Below are 16,715 nucleotides of genomic sequence, written 5' to 3'. Positions count from 1 at the left end.
AAAATTGACTATCTGTGCTTTTCGACAGCCACGGCGCGCCCTGCGAGGGTGCCTTTACTGGCGCGCCGCGTTCAGCGTGGTCTGTGCAGGGTCTTCTGCTTGAGGATATACAGGCTCACCAGTACCGCACTGGTGAGCATGAAGGCGCGTGCCCAGAACAGCGGTACCAGGTAGCACGACAGGCCGATGCTGGCCCACATCAGGCCGATAGCGTAGACCTTGCCTTTGAGGGGGATGCCTTCGCCACTGAGGTAATCGCGGATCCACGGCCCGAGCTTCGGGTGATGGACCAGCCAGTGATGAAAGCGCGGCGAGCTGCGGGCAAAGCAGGCTGCCGCCAGTAGCAGAAAAGGGGTGGTGGGCAACACCGGCAGGAATATCCCCAGCACCCCCAGCGCGACGCTGAGCCAGCCGATGGCCAGCAGCAGGTAGCGCACAACCGACTCAGTGGTGGCGTGGCTTGAGCAGCGCCGGCTTCTCGTCAGGGGCGTGCAGCAGCAGGAACAGCGCGCTCAGTGCCTCTGGGATCTGCACGATCATGTCGTCCTGCAGGTTGGCATTGCTGGCGATGTCGGCAAACTCTGGCTGTTCGTCGAACAGGCCCGAACCGACCATGATTGGCAGCAGCATCTCGCTGACTTCTTCCTCGGCGCTCTCGAACCAGGCCTCTTCACGCAGGAACACGCCCTCCATGAAGCCGATGCACCAGCCGCGCAGGTCGGAATCGTCCGGCTCGTCGGTCAGGTCCAGGTCGCATGGCAGGTCGAACTCCTCGTCGCTGGCCAGTTGGCGGGCGATGTGAGCTTTGAGCGCCACCAGGGTCGCTTCGATCTCGGTGCGCTGGGCATCGCTGGCGTAGTGCGGCTCTTCGGCGAACAGGGCGTCGATCCACTCGCGCTCGGGAACGTCCTCGGCATTGATCGAAAGTGCCGTGAGGTAGCCGTGGGCGGCGACGTAGTCCAGCGCTTCTTCGTGCAGCTCGTCGGCGTCGAGGAAGGCTTGCAGGCGGGTGAGTTGCTCGGCGAAGGACATTACAGGGCTACCTTGGGGAATAAACGATAACGAATTCTAGCATCTTGCGGCGAAAGCAGGGCAAAGGGAACGTCTGTCACCGCAGCCTCCTGCGGGGGTTGGCACTGGGGTATAATCCGCGATTTTTCATCCAGGGCGGGCTGTTGCGGCCGTCTGGCAAAAACCGCTTACGCATTCGGCGTGTGCGGGGCGGGTTTTTCGTCCAGCCTGTATCCAGGATGGTACGGCGATTTGTGGAGTTGCACATGCTCGAACAGGCTCAGCGCGTTCTCAAGGATATCTTCGGCTACGACAGTTTCCGTGGGCGCCAGGCAGCAATCATCGAATGCGTGGCCAACGGCGGCGATGCGCTGGTACTGATGCCCACCGGCGGCGGCAAGTCGCTGTGTTTCCAGGTGCCTGGGCTGTTGCGCCCCGGCCTCACGGTGGTGGTTTCGCCGCTGATCGCGCTGATGGACGACCAGGTCGCCACGCTCGATGAGCTTGGGGTGGCTGCGGCCGCGCTGAACTCCACCCTGAACGCCGAGCAGCAACGTGAGCTGGCCGGGCGCATGCGCCGCGGTGAGCTGAAGATGCTGTACCTGGCACCCGAGCGCCTGGTGCAGCCGCGCATGCTCGATTTCTTGCGCGAGCTGGACGTCTCGCTGTTCGCCATCGACGAGGCCCACTGCGTGTCGCAATGGGGCCATGACTTCCGCCCGGAATACCTGCAACTGGGCCAGTTGGCCGAGCTGTTCCCGCATGTGCCGCGCATCGCCCTGACCGCCACCGCCGACATGCGCACCCGCGAAGAGATCGTCCAGCGCCTGCACCTGCAGGGCGCCGAGCGTTTCCTTTCCAGTTTCGACCGGCCGAACATCTTCTACCGCATCGTGCCCAAGGAAGCGCCGCGCAAGCAGCTGATGGCCTTCCTCGGCGAGCGTCGTGGCAACGCAGGCATCGTCTACTGCCTGTCGCGCAAGAAGGTCGACGAGACCGCTGCTTTTCTCTGCGATCAAGGCTTCCCTGCGCTGCCTTACCACGCCGGCCTGGCGGCCGAGACGCGGTCTGCCAACCAGCACCGCTTCCTCAACGAGGAAGGGCTGATCATGGTCGCCACCATCGCCTTCGGCATGGGCATCGACAAGCCCAACGTGCGCTTTGTCGCCCACCTCGACCTGCCCAAGTCGCTCGAGGCCTACTACCAGGAAACCGGCCGTGCCGGCCGTGACGGCTTGCCGTCCGATGCCTGGATGGCCTACGGCCTGCAGGACATGGTGATGCTCAAGCAGATGTTGCAGAACTCTGAAGGCGACGAGCGCCACAAGCGCATCGAGCAGCACAAGCTCGATGCCATGCTGGCCCTGTGTGAAGAAACCCGCTGCCGCCGCCAGTCGCTGCTGGCCTACTTTGACGAAACCCTGGAGCAGCCCTGCGGGCATTGCGACAACTGCATCGACCAGGTACAGACCTGGGACGCCACGGAGCCGGCTCGCCAGGCGCTGTCAGCGGTGTTCCGTACCGGTCAGCGCTATGGGGTCGGGCACCTGGTCGATGTGTTGCTGGGCAAGGACACCGAGAAGGTGCGCAATTTCGGCCACGAGAAGCTTTCGGTGTTCGGCGTCGGCAAGTCGCTGGCCGAAGCCGAGTGGCGCTCGTTGTTCCGCCAGTTGGTCGCGCGCGGCCTGGTGGATATCGACCTGGAAGGCTACGGCGGCTTGCGCCTCTCCGACAGCTGCCGGCCGCTGCTGCGCGGCGAGGTGAACCTGCAACTGCGCCGTGACCTCAAGCCGCAGACGGTGGCCAAGAGCGCCTCTGGCGGCGGCAGCCCGGCCAGCCAGTTGGTGCGTGCCGAAGAGCGCGAACTGTGGGAAGCGCTGCGTACCCTGCGGCGCAAGCTGGCCGAGGAGCACAGCGTGCCGCCTTACGTCATCTTCCCCGATTCGACGCTGCTCGAGATGCTACGCAGCCAGCCGGCCAGCCTCAGCGACATGGCTCAGGTCAGCGGCGTGGGCGCGCGCAAGCTTGAGCGCTATGGCCAGGCGTTCCTTGAGGTGCTCAACAACAGCGGTGGCACTGACGAGGCACCGAAAGTGGTGTTGGACCTGCGTCACGAGCTGGTCAGCCTGGCACGCGCGGGGATGACCCCGGCGCAGATCGCCGGGCAACTCAATTGCAGTGAAAAGAACGTCTATAGCCTGCTGGCCGAGGCGCTCGGCCGCCAGGAACTGAGCCTTGATCAAGCCATCGACCTGCCAGAAGACTTGCTGGCGGAGGTGCAGGACGCCTTCCTTGACGGGGAGGGCGAACTGCCGCCGGTATCGACCATCGCGCCGCTGTTCGGGTCGCGTATACCTGAAGGTGTGCTGTATTGCGTGCGCGCCGCGTTGGCGGCGGAGTTCGAGCTCTGAGCGCGACAAGGTTCGAGGCCAGACCCGCCAACTGCTGACCTTTGTCATGTTTTTTGACGATTATCGGACACTGGCAAGGGCCCGAGCCTTGCCACGTGGTCCGGGTCATGGTTAGCTGCCTAATAATTAGATCTATCCAATGAGTTGCTTATGCCCCTGACCGACAACCAACACCGCTTCGGCATGCAGCTGGCCCAGATGTCCCGGGGTTGGCGTGCCGAGCTGGATCGCCGCCTGGCCGGGCTCAACCTGTCCCAGGCGCGCTGGCTGGTGTTGCTGCACCTGGCCCGTTTCGAGGAGGCCCCCACTCAGCGTGAATTGGCCCAGAGCGTTGGGGTCGAAGGCCCGACCTTGGCACGCTTGCTCGACAGCCTCGAGGCGCAGGGCCTGGTGCGGCGCCAAGCGGTGCTTGAAGACCGGCGGGCGAAGAAAATCCTGCTATGCCCACCGGCCAAGCCGCTGATCGAACAGATCGAGACCATTGCCAATGCATTGCGGCTTGAGCTGTTCACCGGCGTGGATGAAGCGGACCTGGAGGTGTGCATGCGCGTGCATGCGAAAATCCTCGGCAACCTCGAAAAGCCCTGATTTTTGGGGGCCGCACAGCGGCCCCACGTTTCAGAACGTATGCCCCAGGTTCAGATACACCGCCTGCTCATGTGCGCTGTTGGCCCCGTAGCTCAGGTTCAGCGGCCCCAGCGGCGTCTCCATCCCCAGGAAGATGCTCGCTGCATTGATATAGCCGCTGTCAAATTCGTTGTCGTTGTTCCACGCCCGGCCACGCTCCAGCGACCCGCCGATATACAGCGGGAAGTCCAGTGGCACGTAGGCCCGCGGGGTCAGGCGGCGGTAGTAGACCATGCGCAGCAAGCTGACGTTTTGCCCCGACACCGAGTCCTGGCGGAACCCTGACAGCTCCCGTGCGCCGCCCATCACGAAGCTCGACGGCACCACCTCCGTTTCATCCAGCGTGCGCCCGTAGCGCCCGCCCAGCACCCAGGTGTTCGGGCCACTGCTGATGGCCTTGTCCAGGCTGAACAGCCACTGGCGATAGTCCTCGTCGGAATCGAGCGATTTGTCGTACTTGCGCAAGGTCAGGCCGATGTCTTCGCCACTGTGCGGGAAGTACACGTTGTCGAGGGTGTCGAACGAGTACTTGAGCTCGTAGAAGCCTTCATTGAAGCTGACCTTGGGCAGGTCCTGGTCGCCGATGCGCACTTCGGCTTCGCCCCAGGCCTTGCCCGCACCCAGTCGTACCTCGCCGTAGGTGCCGATCTGCCGGCCCACATTCAGGCCGAAACCGTAGCGCTCCAGGCGGTACTCGGCGACCGGGTCGTTGTCCAGGGTCGCCTCGATGTTGCGCGAGCCCACGTCCAGGTAGGGGGCAATGAAGAAGCGCGAGCCTACGTCCAGCGGTTGGTAGAACTCGCTGTAGAGCTCCTGTTGGTCGCCGATCTGCGCGCGGGTCAGCCATTCGGCGCCCAGGCTGTTGATGCCGTTGACCCGGTAGCTGGCGCCGAGGTTGAAGGCGCTGTCGCCGCGCAGGTCGTCCGACAGGTTAAGCCCCAGGCGCAGGTAGTCGGTGCCGCCGCGTCTGCCACGGGCATTGATCACCAGCGTGTTGTCGGCGCCCTTGTGCACCACACGGTATTGCACCCGGTCAAAGTAGTCCAGGCCATACAGCGTGCCCATGTCGGTCTGCAGGCGGTCCAGCTCAAGCGGCGCATTGATCGGCTGGCGGATATAGGAGCGGATCACGTCGTCGTTGACCTTGGAGTCGTTCTCTACCCTGATGGCGGTAATCACCGGGGTGCGTTGGTGCGGCGAGCGGGCAATGGCCAGGCTGCTGTCACCTTCGGGCTGGCGCAACGCCGCCAGACGCGGGTCGAGCAGGCGCGTGGCACGGTAGCCGGCTTCGATCATTTCGCGGGCCCGGCCGAAGTCGGTCACGCCAAACGCGGCCAGCGGTGGCTGCACCAGGATGTCATCACGGTTCAGGCTGGCCAGCTGCTCTTCGGAGTTGCGCCGGGTCATCAGGGTAATCGACTGGTTCAGCACATCGACCACCGTGGCCAGTTGCTTGCGGTCACGCAGTGGCGTGCCGATGTCGACCACGATGGCCAGGTCCACCCCCATGTCGCGGGCCACGTCCAGCGGAATGTTGTCGACCATGCCGCCATCCACCAACAGCCGGCCATCCAGCTCGACCGGGGCGAACACGGCAGGGATCGACATGCTGGCGCGGATCACCTGGGGCAGGTGGCCGCGGCGGAACACCACCTTTTCGCCACTGGCGATGTCGGTAGCCACCGCACGGAAAGGGATCGGCAGCTTGTCGAAGTCGCGGGTGTCGGCGGTGTGGGCCAGTTTGCTTTCAAGCAGCAGTGACAGGTTCTGGCCCTGAATCACGCCCAGGGGCAAGCCCAGGCTGCCGTCGTCGCGAAAGCTCAGCTTCTGCTTGACCAGAAAGTCGCGGTCGTCCTGCTTGCGCCGGAAGGGGATGTCCTTGCGCGGGGGCGCGTCGGACAGCGCCTGCTGCCAATCCAGGGTGGTGGCCAGCTTTTCCAGTTCTTCGACACTGTAGCCGGAGGCGTACAGCCCGCCGATCACCGCGCCCATGCTGGTGCCGGCGATGGCGTCGATGCGCACGCCCTGTTCCTCCAGGGCCTTGAGCACGCCGATATGGGCCAGGCCACGGGCCGCGCCGCCAGACAGCACCAAGCCGACCTTGGGCCGAGCCTGTTCGGCGGCATGTGCCGTAATAGCAACGAATATCGACAACAAACAGAACAGCAAACGGCGCATCGTGAGTCTCAAACCGTGGGCGAAAGACCGCTAGTATAAGCGGCCCCTTACCTGGAGATGCTTCACCATGGCCATCAGCAAGCCGGAAATCGTCATCATTTATTGCACCCAGTGCCAGTGGTTGCTGCGCGCCGCCTGGTTGGCCCAGGAGCTGCTCAGTACCTTTGCCGACGACCTCGGCCGGGTGGCGCTGGAGCCTGGCACCGGTGGCATCTTCCGCATCACCTGCAATGGTGTGCTGATCTGGGAGCGCAAGGCCGACGGTGGGTTCCCGGAGGCCAAGGTGCTCAAGCAGCGGGTACGTGACCAGATCGACCCGCAGCGCGACTTGGGCCACAACGACCGCTGATTACGTACCCTCTGCCAAAGGCCGGGGCTTGGCGGGTTGTTCGGCAGCCAGGCGGCTGGACAGCACAATGGCGAAAATGATCAGCGCGCCCCCCAGCAGCATGCGCACAGTAGGGGTCTCGGCGAACACCGCCCAGGCCACGGCGATGCCATACACCGGCTCCATACCGAACACCACGGCGGCGGTACGCGCCTTGATCACGGCCAGGCTGGCGACGAACAAGCTGTGGGCCACGCCGGTGCAGAAGATGCCGAGCAGGGCGATCCACACCCAGTCCATCGGCGTCACCGCCGCCAGCCCCGACGCTGCGAACGGCAACAGGCAGAGGCTGACCACCAGGTTCTGCCACAGCGCTGCCTGCACTGCTGGCAAGCGCCCGGAGCCGGCGCGGTTGGTCAGCGACAGCAGCGAGAACAGCAGCCCCGACAGCATTGCCCAAAGCAGGCCCCCGGTGGCCTGGCTGGCCAGGTCGAATGCCGGGGTGACCAGCACCAGGCCGATGCACACCAGCACGACCAGCACGGCTTCGTTGCGGCGGATGCGTTCGCGGAACAGCACCCCTTCAAGGATCACGGTAAAGGCCGGGAAGCTGGTAAAGCCCAGGGTGGCGATGGCTACACCGCCGACCTTGACGGCAATGAAGAAGCTGACCCAGTGACCCGCCAGCAGTACCCCGCCCAGCAGCAAGCGGCGCACATCCGGGCCTGTCAGCCGGTGCCAGCCTTTGCGGGCGAACTGGGCGAACAGCGCCAGGGCGATGACGGCGAAGGCCGCGCGGCCGAAGACGATGATCGCCGGGCTGGCGCTGGCGGCCAGTTTGCCAAACACCCCGGTGAGGCCGAAAAACAGCGCGCCGATGTGCAGGGCGCCTAGGGCAGTGCGGTGGTTCATGGTGGGTCCTTGAGCAAGAGCAGGTCAGCACTGGCCCTTCGCGGGGCAAGCCCGCTCCCACAAGTATTGCATCACCCTCAGGATCAATGCTGTATGTGTGGGAGCGGGCTTGCCCCGCGAAAGGGCCAGTGCAGGCACAGTGTAAGTCCTCAGGCCAATACGATCTGTCGCGCGCCTAGCGTCCGTTGTCGCCAGACGCTCGCCGCAAGGCTAGCGGTGTACAGCCAAACGCCCGTAGCATCGCCGCCGAAAACGCACTCTGCGAGCTGTACCCCACCTGCGCCGCAATCTCGCCCAACGGCAGCAAGGTCCGCTCCACCAGCTGCCGCGCCTTGAGCAGGCGCCGCTGGCGAATGTAGTCCATCGGCGTCATCGCGCATTCGGCGATGAAGCGCGCATGCAGCCGCGCAGTGGACAGGCCGGCCAGGCGCGCCAGGTCGGCCACCTGCAAGGGGTGGGCGGCATGTTGCTCGATATGCGCATCGAAGGCGGCATAAGGCAGGCGCTGGCTGGGCCGGATGCTTGCGGCTGCCGCGGGGTTGAGGCTGGCCAACAGCAGCGCCGCGCCTTGCCGGGCAATCAGCGGGTCGTCGATGGGGCTGGTCGCCAGCCAGTCGACCAACTGCTGCTGGCGGCTATCCAGGCCCAAGGCAGCGGGGCGATCGAGCAGGCGACGGCTGGCATCGGCATGCTCGCCCAGCTGTTCACGCAACCAGTGCTCCCCGGGCACATCCAGCACCAGGCAATCGCTGCCAGCATCGCTGGCGCAGGTGTGATGTGCGCCTGCCGGCACCACCATCAGGCCCTGGCGATCAACCCGTGCCCCGTGGCCCTGGACCTCGAAGTGCAAGCGTCCAGCCAAGCCGAACACCAGTTGCGGATGTTCGTGGCTGTGGGTAATCAGGTTGTTCCGGTAACGGCGCAGCGAGAGAATCGGGCCGGTGGTCATGGGGGCGTCCTCGCAGGGCAGGTGCGCATTGTGCCTCATTCACGGCAGGCCATCACGGGTAACCGTTTTGCCACTGCACTGTCATCTGCACCTGCCAGGCTCCAGCAAACTGCGCCGGAGCCCGCCCATGACCCATGCCGAACTCTCCCGTCCCTCGCGCAAGCAGCGCGTGCGCACCTTATGGATATCCGATGTACATCTGGGCACCCGTGACTGCCAGGCCGAGTATCTGTCGCGGTTTCTCAAGGGCTACCAGGCCGACCGCATCTACCTGGTGGGCGATATCATCGATGGCTGGAAGCTGCGCGGCGGCATCTATTGGCCGCAGGCCCACACCAACGTGATCCGACGCCTGTTGACCATGAGCAAGCGGGGCACCGAGGTGATTTATGTCACCGGCAACCATGACGAATTCCTGCGCCGCTATTCCAAGCTGATGCTGGGCAATATCCAGTGGGTGGACGAGGCCGAGCACCTGACTGCCGATGGCCGACGCCTGCTGGTGATCCATGGCGACCAGTTCGATGTGATTACCCGCTACCACCGCTGGCTGGCGTTTCTGGGGGACCGCGCGTATGAGTTCACCCTGGTGCTCAACCGTTGGCTCAACCATTGGCGTGCCCGTTACGGCTATGGCTACTGGTCGTTGTCGGCCTACCTCAAGCACAAGGTCAAGGGCGCGGTGAACTTCATCAGTGACTTCGAGGCTGCCATTGCCCATGAGTGCACCCGCAGAGGCTTTCACGGGGTGGTTTGCGGGCATATTCATCATGCCGAAATGCGCAAGGTGGGGGAGGTCGAGTACCTCAATTGCGGGGATTGGGTGGAGTCGTGCACGGCGTTGATCGAGCACTGGGATGGCAGCATCGAATTGTATCGGCTGGCGGATGTGCAGGCGCAGAGCGCGCAGAAGGTGGCGACGGTGCGCGAATCGGCGTGAGGCTTGAGCGGCATGGGGCGCGCAATGCGGCCCCGGCGATTTACAGGCTGATCTTGCCCAGCAGAATATCGCGGAACATGGCGAAATCCCCCATCAGGCTATAGAACGGGTAGGTAAACGTCGCCGGCCGGTTCTTCTCGAAAAAGAAATGCCCGACCCAGGCAAACCCATAGCCGAACAGCGGCACGGCCAGCAGCAGCAACCATTTGCCGCTGCCGATGGTGTACGCCAGCAGGGCAATTACCAGGCTCGTCCCGACAAAGTGCAGGCGGCGGCACGTGGGGTTGCTGTGCTCGCCCAGGTAGTAGGGGTAGAACTCGGCAAAACTGCGAAACTGCGCTGTGCGGGTCATGGCAGTGCTCCGGGATTAATACTTGTGGATAAGATGCACGGCGTGGAGCCTGAATCGAGTCTAGAGTCATTGGCGGGGCCTACCAGTGACAATAGGCGCCAATTGAGTATCCTTGGGGTTCACCGCAGGAGCGGTCAGCATAAGAAGCCTGTCATGAGTGAAAGAACCACGTCAGCCAGCTGGGCATCAGGGATCGTCAAGGCACTCGAGCTGGAAGGGCTCGACTGCCCGGCCATGTTCAAGCAGCTAGGGCTGGACTTCGCTGCCCTCGATGACCCCGACGCGCGTTTCCCCCAGGACGCCATGACCCGGCTCTGGCAGCTGGCGGTAGAGCTGTCGGGCAACGAAGCCATCGGCCTGAACATGGCGCGGGTGGTGCGCCCGGCGTCGTTCCATGTGGTGGGCTATGCGTTGATGTCCAGCCGCACCCTGGCCGAAGGTTTCGAGCGGCTGGTGCGGTACCAGCGCATCATTGCCGAAAGTTCCGACCTCAGCTTTCGCCTTGGCCCAGAGGGCTATTCGCTGGTTCTGACCGTGCATGGCGACCATCTGCCGCCAACCCGGCACAGCGCCGAAGCGTCGTTGGCGTGTGCGCTGGCGTTGTGCACCTGGCTCAGCGGGCGTGATATTCAGCCACGACGTGTGCTGGTTCAGGGGCCGCAGCCCAAGAACGTCGAACCTTACAAGGTGGCGTTCCACTCACCGCTGGTGTTCGACGCACCGCACGATGCACTGGTGTTCGAGCGTGCCGACATGGAGGCGCCGCTGCCGACTGCCAACGAGGCGATGGCGGTGCTGCATGACCGTTTTGCCGGTGAGTACCTGGCGCGCTTCTCGGAAAGCCGGGTCACCCACAGGGTCCGCCAGGTGCTGTGCCGCATATTGCCCCAGGGCGAGCCCAAGCGCGAAACCCTGGCCCAGGCCCTGCACCTGTCTCAACGTACCTTGCAGCGGCGCCTGCAAGAAGAAGGTACCAGCTTCCAGACCTTGCTCGACGATACCCGGCGTGAGCTGGCCGAGCAGTACCTCGCCCAGCCGGGCATGACCTTGCTGGAAACCGCCTACCTGTTGGGCTTTGCCGACCCGAGTAATTTCTACCGGGCGTTCCGTCGCTGGTTCGATGCCACACCCAGCGAGTACCGCGCCCGTCTGGGCGCGGAGCCTGAGGGGCTCAGTGACGCCAGAACGCCGGCATGCACAACACTAGCACCGTGATGATCTCCAGGCGGCCCAGCAGCATGCCGCCGGCGAGGATCCACTTGGCGGCGTCCGGCAACGTGGCATAGTTGCCGGCCGGGCCGATCACTTCGCCCAGCCCCGGGCCTACGCCCGACACCGTGCCGGCAGCACCGGTCAGTGCGGTCATCCAGTCCACGCCCAGCAGCGACAGCAGCAACGCCATCACGCAGATGGTGATCGCGAAGAAGAACGAGAAGGTCAGGATCGAACGCACGATTTCTTCGTCGAGGCGGTGCCCGTTGTACTTCTGCTTGATCACTGCGCGCGGGTGGATCAATTGGTTGAGGCTGGCCTTGAGCAGGATGTAGGCGACCTGGAAGCGGAAAATCTTGATACCGCCTGCGGTCGAGCCAGAGCAGCCGCCGATGAAGCCCAGGTAAAAGAACAGCATCAGCGAGAAATTGCCCCACAGGCTGTAGTCGCCCAGGGCGAAGCCGGTGGTGGTCACCACCGAGGTCACGTTCAGCGCCACGTGGCGCAAGGCATCCAGCCAGTGCAGGTTGGTGGTGGCCCAGTACCAGGAGCCCAGCACCAGCCAGGTGACCACCAGCATGCCGAGCAACCCCTGAACCTGCTGGTCGCGGAGCAACGCCCTGCGGTTGCCGCGCAGGGTTGCCACGTACAGGGTGAAGGGCAGGCTGCCGAGGATCATGACCACCACCGCGACCCAGTGCACGGCAGGGATATCCCATTTTGCCAGCGACTGGTCGGAGGTCGAGAACCCGCCGGTGGAAATCGCCGACATGGCGTGGTTGATGGCATCGAACGGCCGCATGCCGGCCCACCAGAAGGCCAGCGCGCCGAGCACGGAGAAGCCGACGTACACGCCGACGATCGACTTGGCCACCATGTGCGAACGGGGCATGACCTTTTCGGAACGGTCCGAGGACTCGGTCTGGAACAGGCGCATGCCACCAATGCGCAGCAGCGGCAAAATCGCGACCGCCATGGCGATGAAGCCGATGCCGCCGAGCCAGTGCAGCATCGAGCGCCACATCAAGATCCCCGGCGACATGCTGTCCAGGCCGCTGAGCACCGTGGCGCCGGTGGCGGTGATGCCGGACATGCTCTCGAAGAAGGCGTCGGTGTAGCTGATGTGCTGGGTCAGCAGGAACGGCAGGGCGGCGAACACGCACACTACCAGCCAGCTGCTGACAGTCAGCAGGTACATGTCGCGCGGGCGCAGGTGCACATGCTCGGGGCGGCCCTGTACGACCATGAGCAGGCCGGCGATGAACGTGATCAGGCTGGACCAGAGGAACGACGGCATGTCGCCGGTGCGCTCGAAGATCACCAGGGTGGCCATGGGCACGACCATGCTGACGGCCAGGGTGATCAGAAAGATGCCGATGATGAAACCAATGATCCTTAAGGTCGGCAACGCCATGTGATCTGCTCTGACTCGAAACGGAAGGGCGCCATTCTACCTATGGGTCTGGTGATGTAAACGCTAGAATGGCCGCACATTCACCTGCCAGGAGGGTAGCCGATGGAGGCTCTCGACGCATTGCTCAACCGTGTTTCCGTGCCACGTCTGACCGACCCCGCGCCCAATGATGCCCAGCGCGAGGCGTTGTTCCAGGCCGCATTGCGTGCACCGGACCATGGCCAGCTGCGCCCGTGGCGGTTTCTGACCATCGAAGGCCAGGGCCGCGAGAAGCTCGGCGAGTTGTTCGCCGAAGCGGTGCAGAACAAGGGCGATGCCAGCCAGGCAGCGCTGGACAAGGCTCGCGCCATGCCGCTGCGTGCGCCGTTGCTGATCGTGGTGATCGCCAAGCTGCAGGACCACTTCAAGGTGCCCAAGTCCGAGCAGCGCCTGGCGGCGGGGTGTGCGGCCCATGGCATTCTGATCGCGGCGCATGCCCAGGGGGTTGGCGCGGTGTGGCGTACCGGTGACATGGCCTTTGACGCGCATGTGCACAAGGGGCTGGGGTTGGCCGAGAGCGAGGAGTTGATCGGTTACCTGTATGTCGGCACGCCGGTGAACGAGCCGCGTACGGCGCCAGTGCTGGAGACTGCTGATTTCGTCAGTGCCTGGGGTGAGTAACCGCTGAGAATGCTGGGGCGCGTAGCGGCCCCGGCAATCTCAAACCATAACCTCCGTTACAGGTAACTCCAGCCTGGCCACAAACCCGCCCTGCGGATGATTCGCCAATACCAGGCTGCCGCCATGGCGCTCCGCCGCCTTGCGCGCAATCGCCAGCCCCAGCCCATGCCCAGCTGCTTGCTGCCCCGGCGCACGGAAGAACGGCTCACCCAGCTGCGCGAGGTACTCTACCGCTACCCCAGGCCCATGGTCGCGTACTGTCAACACGATACGGTCCTGCTCACGCTCGGCGCTGATTTCGATCGGCTGCCCGGCCGGGTTGAAGCGCAAGGCATTGCGCAGCAGGTTGTCCACGGCGCGCTCGATCAGTGTTGGCCAACCCTGCAAGGTCAGCCCTGCTTGCGCCTGCAGCCGCACCTCCTGCTCCGGTGCGCTGAGCAACGCATCCTTGCGCACGCCGCCCAGCAAGGCGTTGAGGTCGACCGGCTCGGCGTGGGCCTGCTCGGCATCGACGCGGGCCAGGGCGAGGATTTCGCTGATCAGGTCTTCGAGCCGGTCGCATTCACGGGTTAGCCGTGGCCACAAGGCCTGGCGCTGCTCGGGCTCGGCACGCTCGGCCAATGCCAGGGCAATGCGCAGCCGTGCCAACGGTGAGCGCAGTTCATGAGACACATCGCGCAGCAACTGGCGCTGGCTGCCGATCGTACTCTGCAGGCGGGCGCCCATCTTGTTGAAGTCGTTGGCCAGTACCCCGAACTCATCGCGGCGGGCGGCCAGGCGGGCCAGGCTGTTCTGCTGGTAGCTGGTTTGGCCGAGGTCGTGCACGGCGCTGCGCAGGCGGCTCAAAGGGCGGGTGATGGACAGGGTCACCAGCAGGCTGAACAGGGTCAGCACCACCAGGGCGATGCCCAGCGCACTGAGCGGCCAGAGCAGGCTCTCGCGGTGCCAGGCGTCCAGCTCAGGGTGGGGGATGCGGTAGATCAGCAGGTAGGTTTCACCACTGTAGGGGCTGGTGTATTCCTCGGTCAGACGGCGCCACGGCAGGCGCCGCTCGTCATTGTGCTGGCGTGCCTCGAACGCGGCGGCGCGGCGTGGGAAGGTACCAGGCACGACGGCGTCGCCGCTGTCGTCGAGCACCTGCACGTCGATCTTGAAGCGTTGCTTGCGGCGTTCGAGAAAGTGCTGCGCCGAGTCCATGCCTTCCTGTTCGTAGTGCTTGGCCCAGTGGCTGGCCAGGGTGTTGAGGCCCGGGTGGCGGCTGAGGATCCAGGCGTCCTGGTTGAGCATGTGGCCGAGCAGGATCGACAGGCCCGCAACCAGGGTAATGGCCAGCCAAAAGCTGGCCAGGATGCGCCAGAACAGTGAACGCAAGTGCACCTCCTGCAAACGGGAAAAGCCCGGCCCGCAGGGGTGCGGGCCGGGCGTGGGGCGGACAGCTTACTGGGCCTTGCCGCCTTTTTCAGCTTTCCAGGCCTGGAACTCTTGCCATTCGGCTTTCTTCGCGGCGCGTTCTTTTTGCAGCTCGTCGAACTGCTTCTGTTGCTCAGGCTTGAGCAGGCCGCGGACCTGGCTGTCGGTCTTGTCGCGGCTGGCCTTGAGTTCGTCCTTCATGGCCTTCTGGTCGGCGGCCGGCAGCTTGGACAGGTAGCGCTCGGTGATGTCGCGGCGTTGCTTCATCTGCTCGCCCATCAGCTTGCCAATCTGCTGGCGCTGGTCGCGGCTCAGGTCCAGTTGGGCGAAAGGCGCATCACCGCGATGATGCGGGCCGTCGTGACGCGGGCCGCCTTCAGGCATGGCCATGGCCACGGTCGGCAGGGCGGCGGCGAACATCAGGGCGATAAGGGTCTTGCGCATGGTGTCTCTCCTTTCATAGGCCGGTGGTTACCGGATGAGCACAGTCTACGCAGCTGACCGTCAAGGGCGGTCAGGGGAGGGTAAAGGCTGGGTAAAGATGAGTTGCCGAGCGTGTTGGGGCTGCGAGGCGGCCCCGGCACGTCACAGGCTGTAGTAATAGCCGCGGCTGCGCAGCGCAACGATGCGTGGGCGCCCATCGGCATGCGGCCCGATCTTCTTGCGCAGGTTGCTGACATGCATGTCCAGGCTGCGGTCGTACAGGGTCAGCTTGCGGCCCAGGCCGATCTGCGCCAGTTCCTGCTTGTCCAGCGGCTCGCCCGGCTGGCGCAGCAGGGCTTCGAGGATGCGGCTTTCGGACAGGGTCAGGGTCATCTCGCGGCCATCGATGCTGGCCACGCCACGTGCCGGGCTGTAGACCAGGTCGCCGATCTCTACCTGGGTGGTGGTGGCTGCCGGGTGGCTGCGGCGCAACACGGCGCGCAGGCGGGCCGTGAGCTCGCGCGGGTCGCAGGGTTTGGCCAGGTAATCGTCGGCGCCGAGCTCAAGGCCGAGGATGCGGTCCAGGGGTTCGCCCCGTGCCGAGAGCATCAGCACAGGCAGGTCGGCATGTTCGCTGCGCAATTGCTTGAGCAGTTCCAGGCCGCTGCCGTCTGGGAGCATCACATCCAGCACCACGGCGGCCGGGGCATGTTCGGCCAGGGCCTGGCGTGCGCTCAGGCCATCGTGGCAGGCGCGGACGGTAAACCCTTCCTGGGTCAGCCAGCTGCCGAGCAGCTCGCACAGCTCCTGGTCATCATCAATCAGTAACAGCTCGCTCATGACTCACTCAATTCAACCATTGACGGCGAGTATTCGGCCCGCCAGTGGCAAAGATACCGCAGACTGATGGCAAGCGTATAACCGCCAGTACCGCGCGGCCCTGTGGGTGCGGCTTTACCCGCGAAAAGGGCCGCGCGGTGTCGGGTCAAGGCAGGACTTGCTTGAAGGGTTTGACGATGACGTTGTCGTACACGCCCGCAGCAATATACGGGTCGGCATCGGCCCAGGCCTGTGCCGCAGCCAGGGAGTCGAACTCGGCCACGATCAGGCTGCCGCTGAAACCGGCTTCACCTGGGTCGTTGCTGTCGATGGCCGGATGTGGGCCTGCCAGCACCACGCGGCCTTCGGCCTTGAGCTGCTGCAGGCGCTCGATGTGTGCCGGGCGGGCAGCCAGGCGCTTTTCCAGGGAGTTTGCGACGTCGCTGGCGATGATGGCGTAGAGCATGTCAATCCTTGGGTTTGGAGGTAGTAGGGTCGTCGTGCAGGTGGCGTGACAGGTACACACCCTGGGCCACCAGGAAGATCACGGTCATGCCCAGGCTGCCGAACACCTTGAAGTCGACCCAGAAGGCCTGGAAGGTGAAGGCGACGAACAGGTTGGCCGCACCGCAGACCAGGAAGAAGCAGATCCAGGCCAGGTTCAGGCGGGCCCAGATGGCATCGGGCAGGGTCAGGGCGTGGCCCATGATGCGCTTGATCAGCACTCGGTCGCCGATGAAGTGGCTGCCGGCGAAGGCCAGGGCGAACAGCCAGTTGACCACCGGCGCTTTCCATTTGAGGAAGGTTTCGCTGTGGAAGGTCAGGGTCAGGCCGCCGAACACCAGGCAGGCGATCAGGGTCAGCCATTGGCCCTTTTCCAGCTTGCGCTGGCGCAGGAACAGGGCACCGTAGACCACCAGGGAGCTGACGATGAGCATGGCCGTGGCGCTGTAGATACCGCCGAATTCGAAGCTGTGGCCGGCAACCTCCAGAGGCCGCGGGTCGAGCTTGTAGACGATGAAGAACAGTAGCAACGGGATGAAATCGATGAATTGTTTCACAATGGCAG

Annotated in this window: 18 protein-coding genes; 6 read left to right on the top strand and 12 right to left on the bottom strand. The window is 64.4% G+C overall.

Annotation, left to right across the window (positions count from 1 at the left end; all coding sequences use genetic code 11):
* Positions 1 to 71: 71 nt before the first annotated feature.
* Positions 72 to 437 (bottom strand): YbaN family protein, encoded by a 366-nt coding sequence (locus CKW22_RS03510; protein WP_033699624.1) that lies wholly within the window; start codon positions 435 to 437, stop codon positions 72 to 74.
* Between the two features lie 7 nt (positions 438 to 444).
* Positions 445 to 1,032, bottom strand: a complete 588-nt coding sequence (locus CKW22_RS03505) for a YecA family protein (RefSeq protein WP_033699623.1) — start codon at positions 1,030 to 1,032, stop codon at positions 445 to 447.
* A gap of 245 nt (positions 1,033 to 1,277) precedes the next feature.
* Here CKW22_RS03505 and recQ point away from each other — a divergent pair, with 245 nt between their 5' ends.
* Both recQ and CKW22_RS03490 read left to right on the top strand, forming a co-directional pair.
* Positions 1,278 to 3,422: a DNA helicase RecQ gene (recQ, locus tag CKW22_RS03495; RefSeq protein WP_033699621.1), complete on the top strand. Its 2,145-nt coding sequence runs from the start codon at positions 1,278 to 1,280 to the stop codon at positions 3,420 to 3,422.
* Positions 3,423 to 3,572: 150 nt separating this feature from the next.
* On the top strand, positions 3,573 to 4,010 hold the full coding sequence (locus CKW22_RS03490; protein WP_033699619.1) for a MarR family transcriptional regulator: 438 nt from the start codon (positions 3,573 to 3,575) through the stop codon (positions 4,008 to 4,010).
* Positions 4,011 to 4,040: 30 nt separating this feature from the next.
* Here CKW22_RS03490 and CKW22_RS03485 read toward each other — a convergent pair whose 3' ends face one another.
* The gene (locus tag CKW22_RS03485) at positions 4,041 to 6,227 is read right to left on the bottom strand and encodes a patatin-like phospholipase family protein (protein ID WP_095063757.1); all 2,187 of its coding nucleotides are present in this window, start codon (positions 6,225 to 6,227) and stop codon (positions 4,041 to 4,043) included.
* 67 nt (positions 6,228 to 6,294) lie between these two features.
* On the opposite strand from CKW22_RS03485, the gene CKW22_RS03480 reads away from it, so the two are divergent.
* On the top strand, positions 6,295 to 6,576 hold the full coding sequence (locus CKW22_RS03480; RefSeq protein WP_033699616.1) for a SelT/SelW/SelH family protein: 282 nt from the start codon (positions 6,295 to 6,297) through the stop codon (positions 6,574 to 6,576).
* Here the strand turns inward: CKW22_RS03480 and CKW22_RS03475 are convergent, their stop codons facing one another.
* The gene (locus CKW22_RS03475) at positions 6,577 to 7,467 is read right to left on the bottom strand and encodes a DMT family transporter (protein ID WP_095063756.1); all 891 of its coding nucleotides are present in this window, start codon (positions 7,465 to 7,467) and stop codon (positions 6,577 to 6,579) included. It lies immediately after the preceding gene.
* Between the two features lie 175 nt (positions 7,468 to 7,642).
* A complete protein-coding gene (locus CKW22_RS03470; protein ID WP_095063755.1) occupies positions 7,643 to 8,416 on the bottom strand; it encodes an AraC family transcriptional regulator in 774 nt (257 codons plus the stop codon).
* Positions 8,417 to 8,543: 127 nt separating this feature from the next.
* On the opposite strand from CKW22_RS03470, the gene CKW22_RS03465 reads away from it, so the two are divergent.
* On the top strand, positions 8,544 to 9,356 hold the full coding sequence (locus CKW22_RS03465; RefSeq protein ID WP_095063754.1) for a UDP-2,3-diacylglucosamine diphosphatase: 813 nt from the start codon (positions 8,544 to 8,546) through the stop codon (positions 9,354 to 9,356).
* 40 nt (positions 9,357 to 9,396) lie between these two features.
* Here the strand turns inward: CKW22_RS03465 and CKW22_RS03460 are convergent, their stop codons facing one another.
* Complete coding sequence (locus CKW22_RS03460) at positions 9,397 to 9,708, bottom strand: DUF962 domain-containing protein (protein WP_033699608.1); 312 nt, start codon at positions 9,706 to 9,708, stop codon at positions 9,397 to 9,399.
* Positions 9,709 to 9,861: 153 nt separating this feature from the next.
* Here CKW22_RS03460 and CKW22_RS03455 point away from each other — a divergent pair, with 153 nt between their 5' ends.
* The gene (locus tag CKW22_RS03455) at positions 9,862 to 10,923 is read left to right on the top strand and encodes an AraC family transcriptional regulator (RefSeq protein ID WP_047583458.1); all 1,062 of its coding nucleotides are present in this window, start codon (positions 9,862 to 9,864) and stop codon (positions 10,921 to 10,923) included.
* On the opposite strand, the gene CKW22_RS03450 is transcribed toward CKW22_RS03455, so the two are convergent.
* Positions 10,880 to 12,334: a TrkH family potassium uptake protein gene (locus CKW22_RS03450; RefSeq protein WP_033699604.1), complete on the bottom strand. Its 1,455-nt coding sequence runs from the start codon at positions 12,332 to 12,334 to the stop codon at positions 10,880 to 10,882. The two genes, CKW22_RS03455 and CKW22_RS03450, sit on opposite strands and share 44 nt — an antisense overlap.
* 102 nt (positions 12,335 to 12,436) lie before the next feature.
* On the opposite strand from CKW22_RS03450, the gene CKW22_RS03445 reads away from it, so the two are divergent.
* On the top strand, positions 12,437 to 12,994 hold the full coding sequence (locus CKW22_RS03445) for an NAD(P)H nitroreductase (RefSeq protein ID WP_033699602.1): 558 nt from the start codon (positions 12,437 to 12,439) through the stop codon (positions 12,992 to 12,994).
* Positions 12,995 to 13,033: 39 nt separating this feature from the next.
* Here the strand turns inward: CKW22_RS03445 and CKW22_RS03440 are convergent, their stop codons facing one another.
* The 5 genes from CKW22_RS03440 to CKW22_RS03420 form a co-directional block, all read right to left on the bottom strand.
* Positions 13,034 to 14,371 carry a HAMP domain-containing sensor histidine kinase gene (locus CKW22_RS03440; protein WP_033699601.1) on the bottom strand — a complete coding sequence of 446 codons (1,338 nt, stop codon included), beginning with the start codon at positions 14,369 to 14,371 and terminating at the stop codon, positions 13,034 to 13,036.
* 60 nt (positions 14,372 to 14,431) lie between these two features.
* Positions 14,432 to 14,848 (bottom strand): Spy/CpxP family protein refolding chaperone, encoded by a 417-nt coding sequence (locus CKW22_RS03435; protein ID WP_033699600.1) that lies wholly within the window; start codon positions 14,846 to 14,848, stop codon positions 14,432 to 14,434.
* Between the two features lie 141 nt (positions 14,849 to 14,989).
* A complete protein-coding gene (locus CKW22_RS03430) occupies positions 14,990 to 15,667 on the bottom strand; it encodes a response regulator transcription factor (RefSeq protein WP_033699599.1) in 678 nt (225 codons plus the stop codon).
* A 145-nt stretch (positions 15,668 to 15,812) separates the two neighbouring features.
* Positions 15,813 to 16,112, bottom strand: a complete 300-nt coding sequence (locus tag CKW22_RS03425; RefSeq protein ID WP_033699597.1) for a YciI family protein — start codon at positions 16,110 to 16,112, stop codon at positions 15,813 to 15,815.
* A 1-nt stretch (position 16,113) separates the two neighbouring features.
* The gene (locus CKW22_RS03420) at positions 16,114 to 16,707 is read right to left on the bottom strand and encodes a septation protein A (protein WP_033699595.1); all 594 of its coding nucleotides are present in this window, start codon (positions 16,705 to 16,707) and stop codon (positions 16,114 to 16,116) included.
* Between the last annotated feature and the right edge of the window lie 8 nt (positions 16,708 to 16,715).

Origin of the sequence: Pseudomonas sp. Irchel s3f19 (assembly GCF_900187555.1) — a bacterium.
In the GTDB taxonomy this organism is placed as follows: domain Bacteria; phylum Pseudomonadota; class Gammaproteobacteria; order Pseudomonadales; family Pseudomonadaceae; genus Aquipseudomonas; species Aquipseudomonas capeferrum.
Note: the sequence above shows the minus strand (reverse complement) of the source record. Positions and strands in the feature narration are given on the sequence as shown.

Bases quoted from the DNA above. Each gene is read 5' to 3' on its own strand.
- CKW22_RS03505 (WP_033699623.1), bottom strand. From the start codon at position 1,032: ATGTCCTTCGCCGAGCAACTCACCCGCCTGCAAGCCTTCCTCGACGCC.
- recQ (WP_033699621.1), top strand. From the start codon at position 1,278: ATGCTCGAACAGGCTCAGCGCGTTCTCAAGGATATCTTCGGCTACGAC.
- CKW22_RS03490 (WP_033699619.1), top strand. From the start codon at position 3,573: ATGCCCCTGACCGACAACCAACACCGCTTCGGCATGCAGCTGGCCCAG.
- CKW22_RS03485 (WP_095063757.1), bottom strand. From the start codon at position 6,227: ATGCGCCGTTTGCTGTTCTGTTTGTTGTCGATATTCGTTGCTATTACG.
- CKW22_RS03480 (WP_033699616.1), top strand. From the start codon at position 6,295: ATGGCCATCAGCAAGCCGGAAATCGTCATCATTTATTGCACCCAGTGC.
- CKW22_RS03475 (WP_095063756.1), bottom strand. From the start codon at position 7,467: ATGAACCACCGCACTGCCCTAGGCGCCCTGCACATCGGCGCGCTGTTT.
- CKW22_RS03470 (WP_095063755.1), bottom strand. From the start codon at position 8,416: ATGACCACCGGCCCGATTCTCTCGCTGCGCCGTTACCGGAACAACCTG.
- CKW22_RS03465 (WP_095063754.1), top strand. From the start codon at position 8,544: ATGACCCATGCCGAACTCTCCCGTCCCTCGCGCAAGCAGCGCGTGCGC.
- CKW22_RS03460 (WP_033699608.1), bottom strand. From the start codon at position 9,708: ATGACCCGCACAGCGCAGTTTCGCAGTTTTGCCGAGTTCTACCCCTAC.
- CKW22_RS03455 (WP_047583458.1), top strand. From the start codon at position 9,862: ATGAGTGAAAGAACCACGTCAGCCAGCTGGGCATCAGGGATCGTCAAG.
- CKW22_RS03450 (WP_033699604.1), bottom strand. From the start codon at position 12,334: ATGGCGTTGCCGACCTTAAGGATCATTGGTTTCATCATCGGCATCTTT.
- CKW22_RS03445 (WP_033699602.1), top strand. From the start codon at position 12,437: ATGGAGGCTCTCGACGCATTGCTCAACCGTGTTTCCGTGCCACGTCTG.
- CKW22_RS03435 (WP_033699600.1), bottom strand. From the start codon at position 14,848: ATGCGCAAGACCCTTATCGCCCTGATGTTCGCCGCCGCCCTGCCGACC.
- CKW22_RS03430 (WP_033699599.1), bottom strand. From the start codon at position 15,667: ATGAGCGAGCTGTTACTGATTGATGATGACCAGGAGCTGTGCGAGCTG.
- CKW22_RS03425 (WP_033699597.1), bottom strand. From the start codon at position 16,112: ATGCTCTACGCCATCATCGCCAGCGACGTCGCAAACTCCCTGGAAAAG.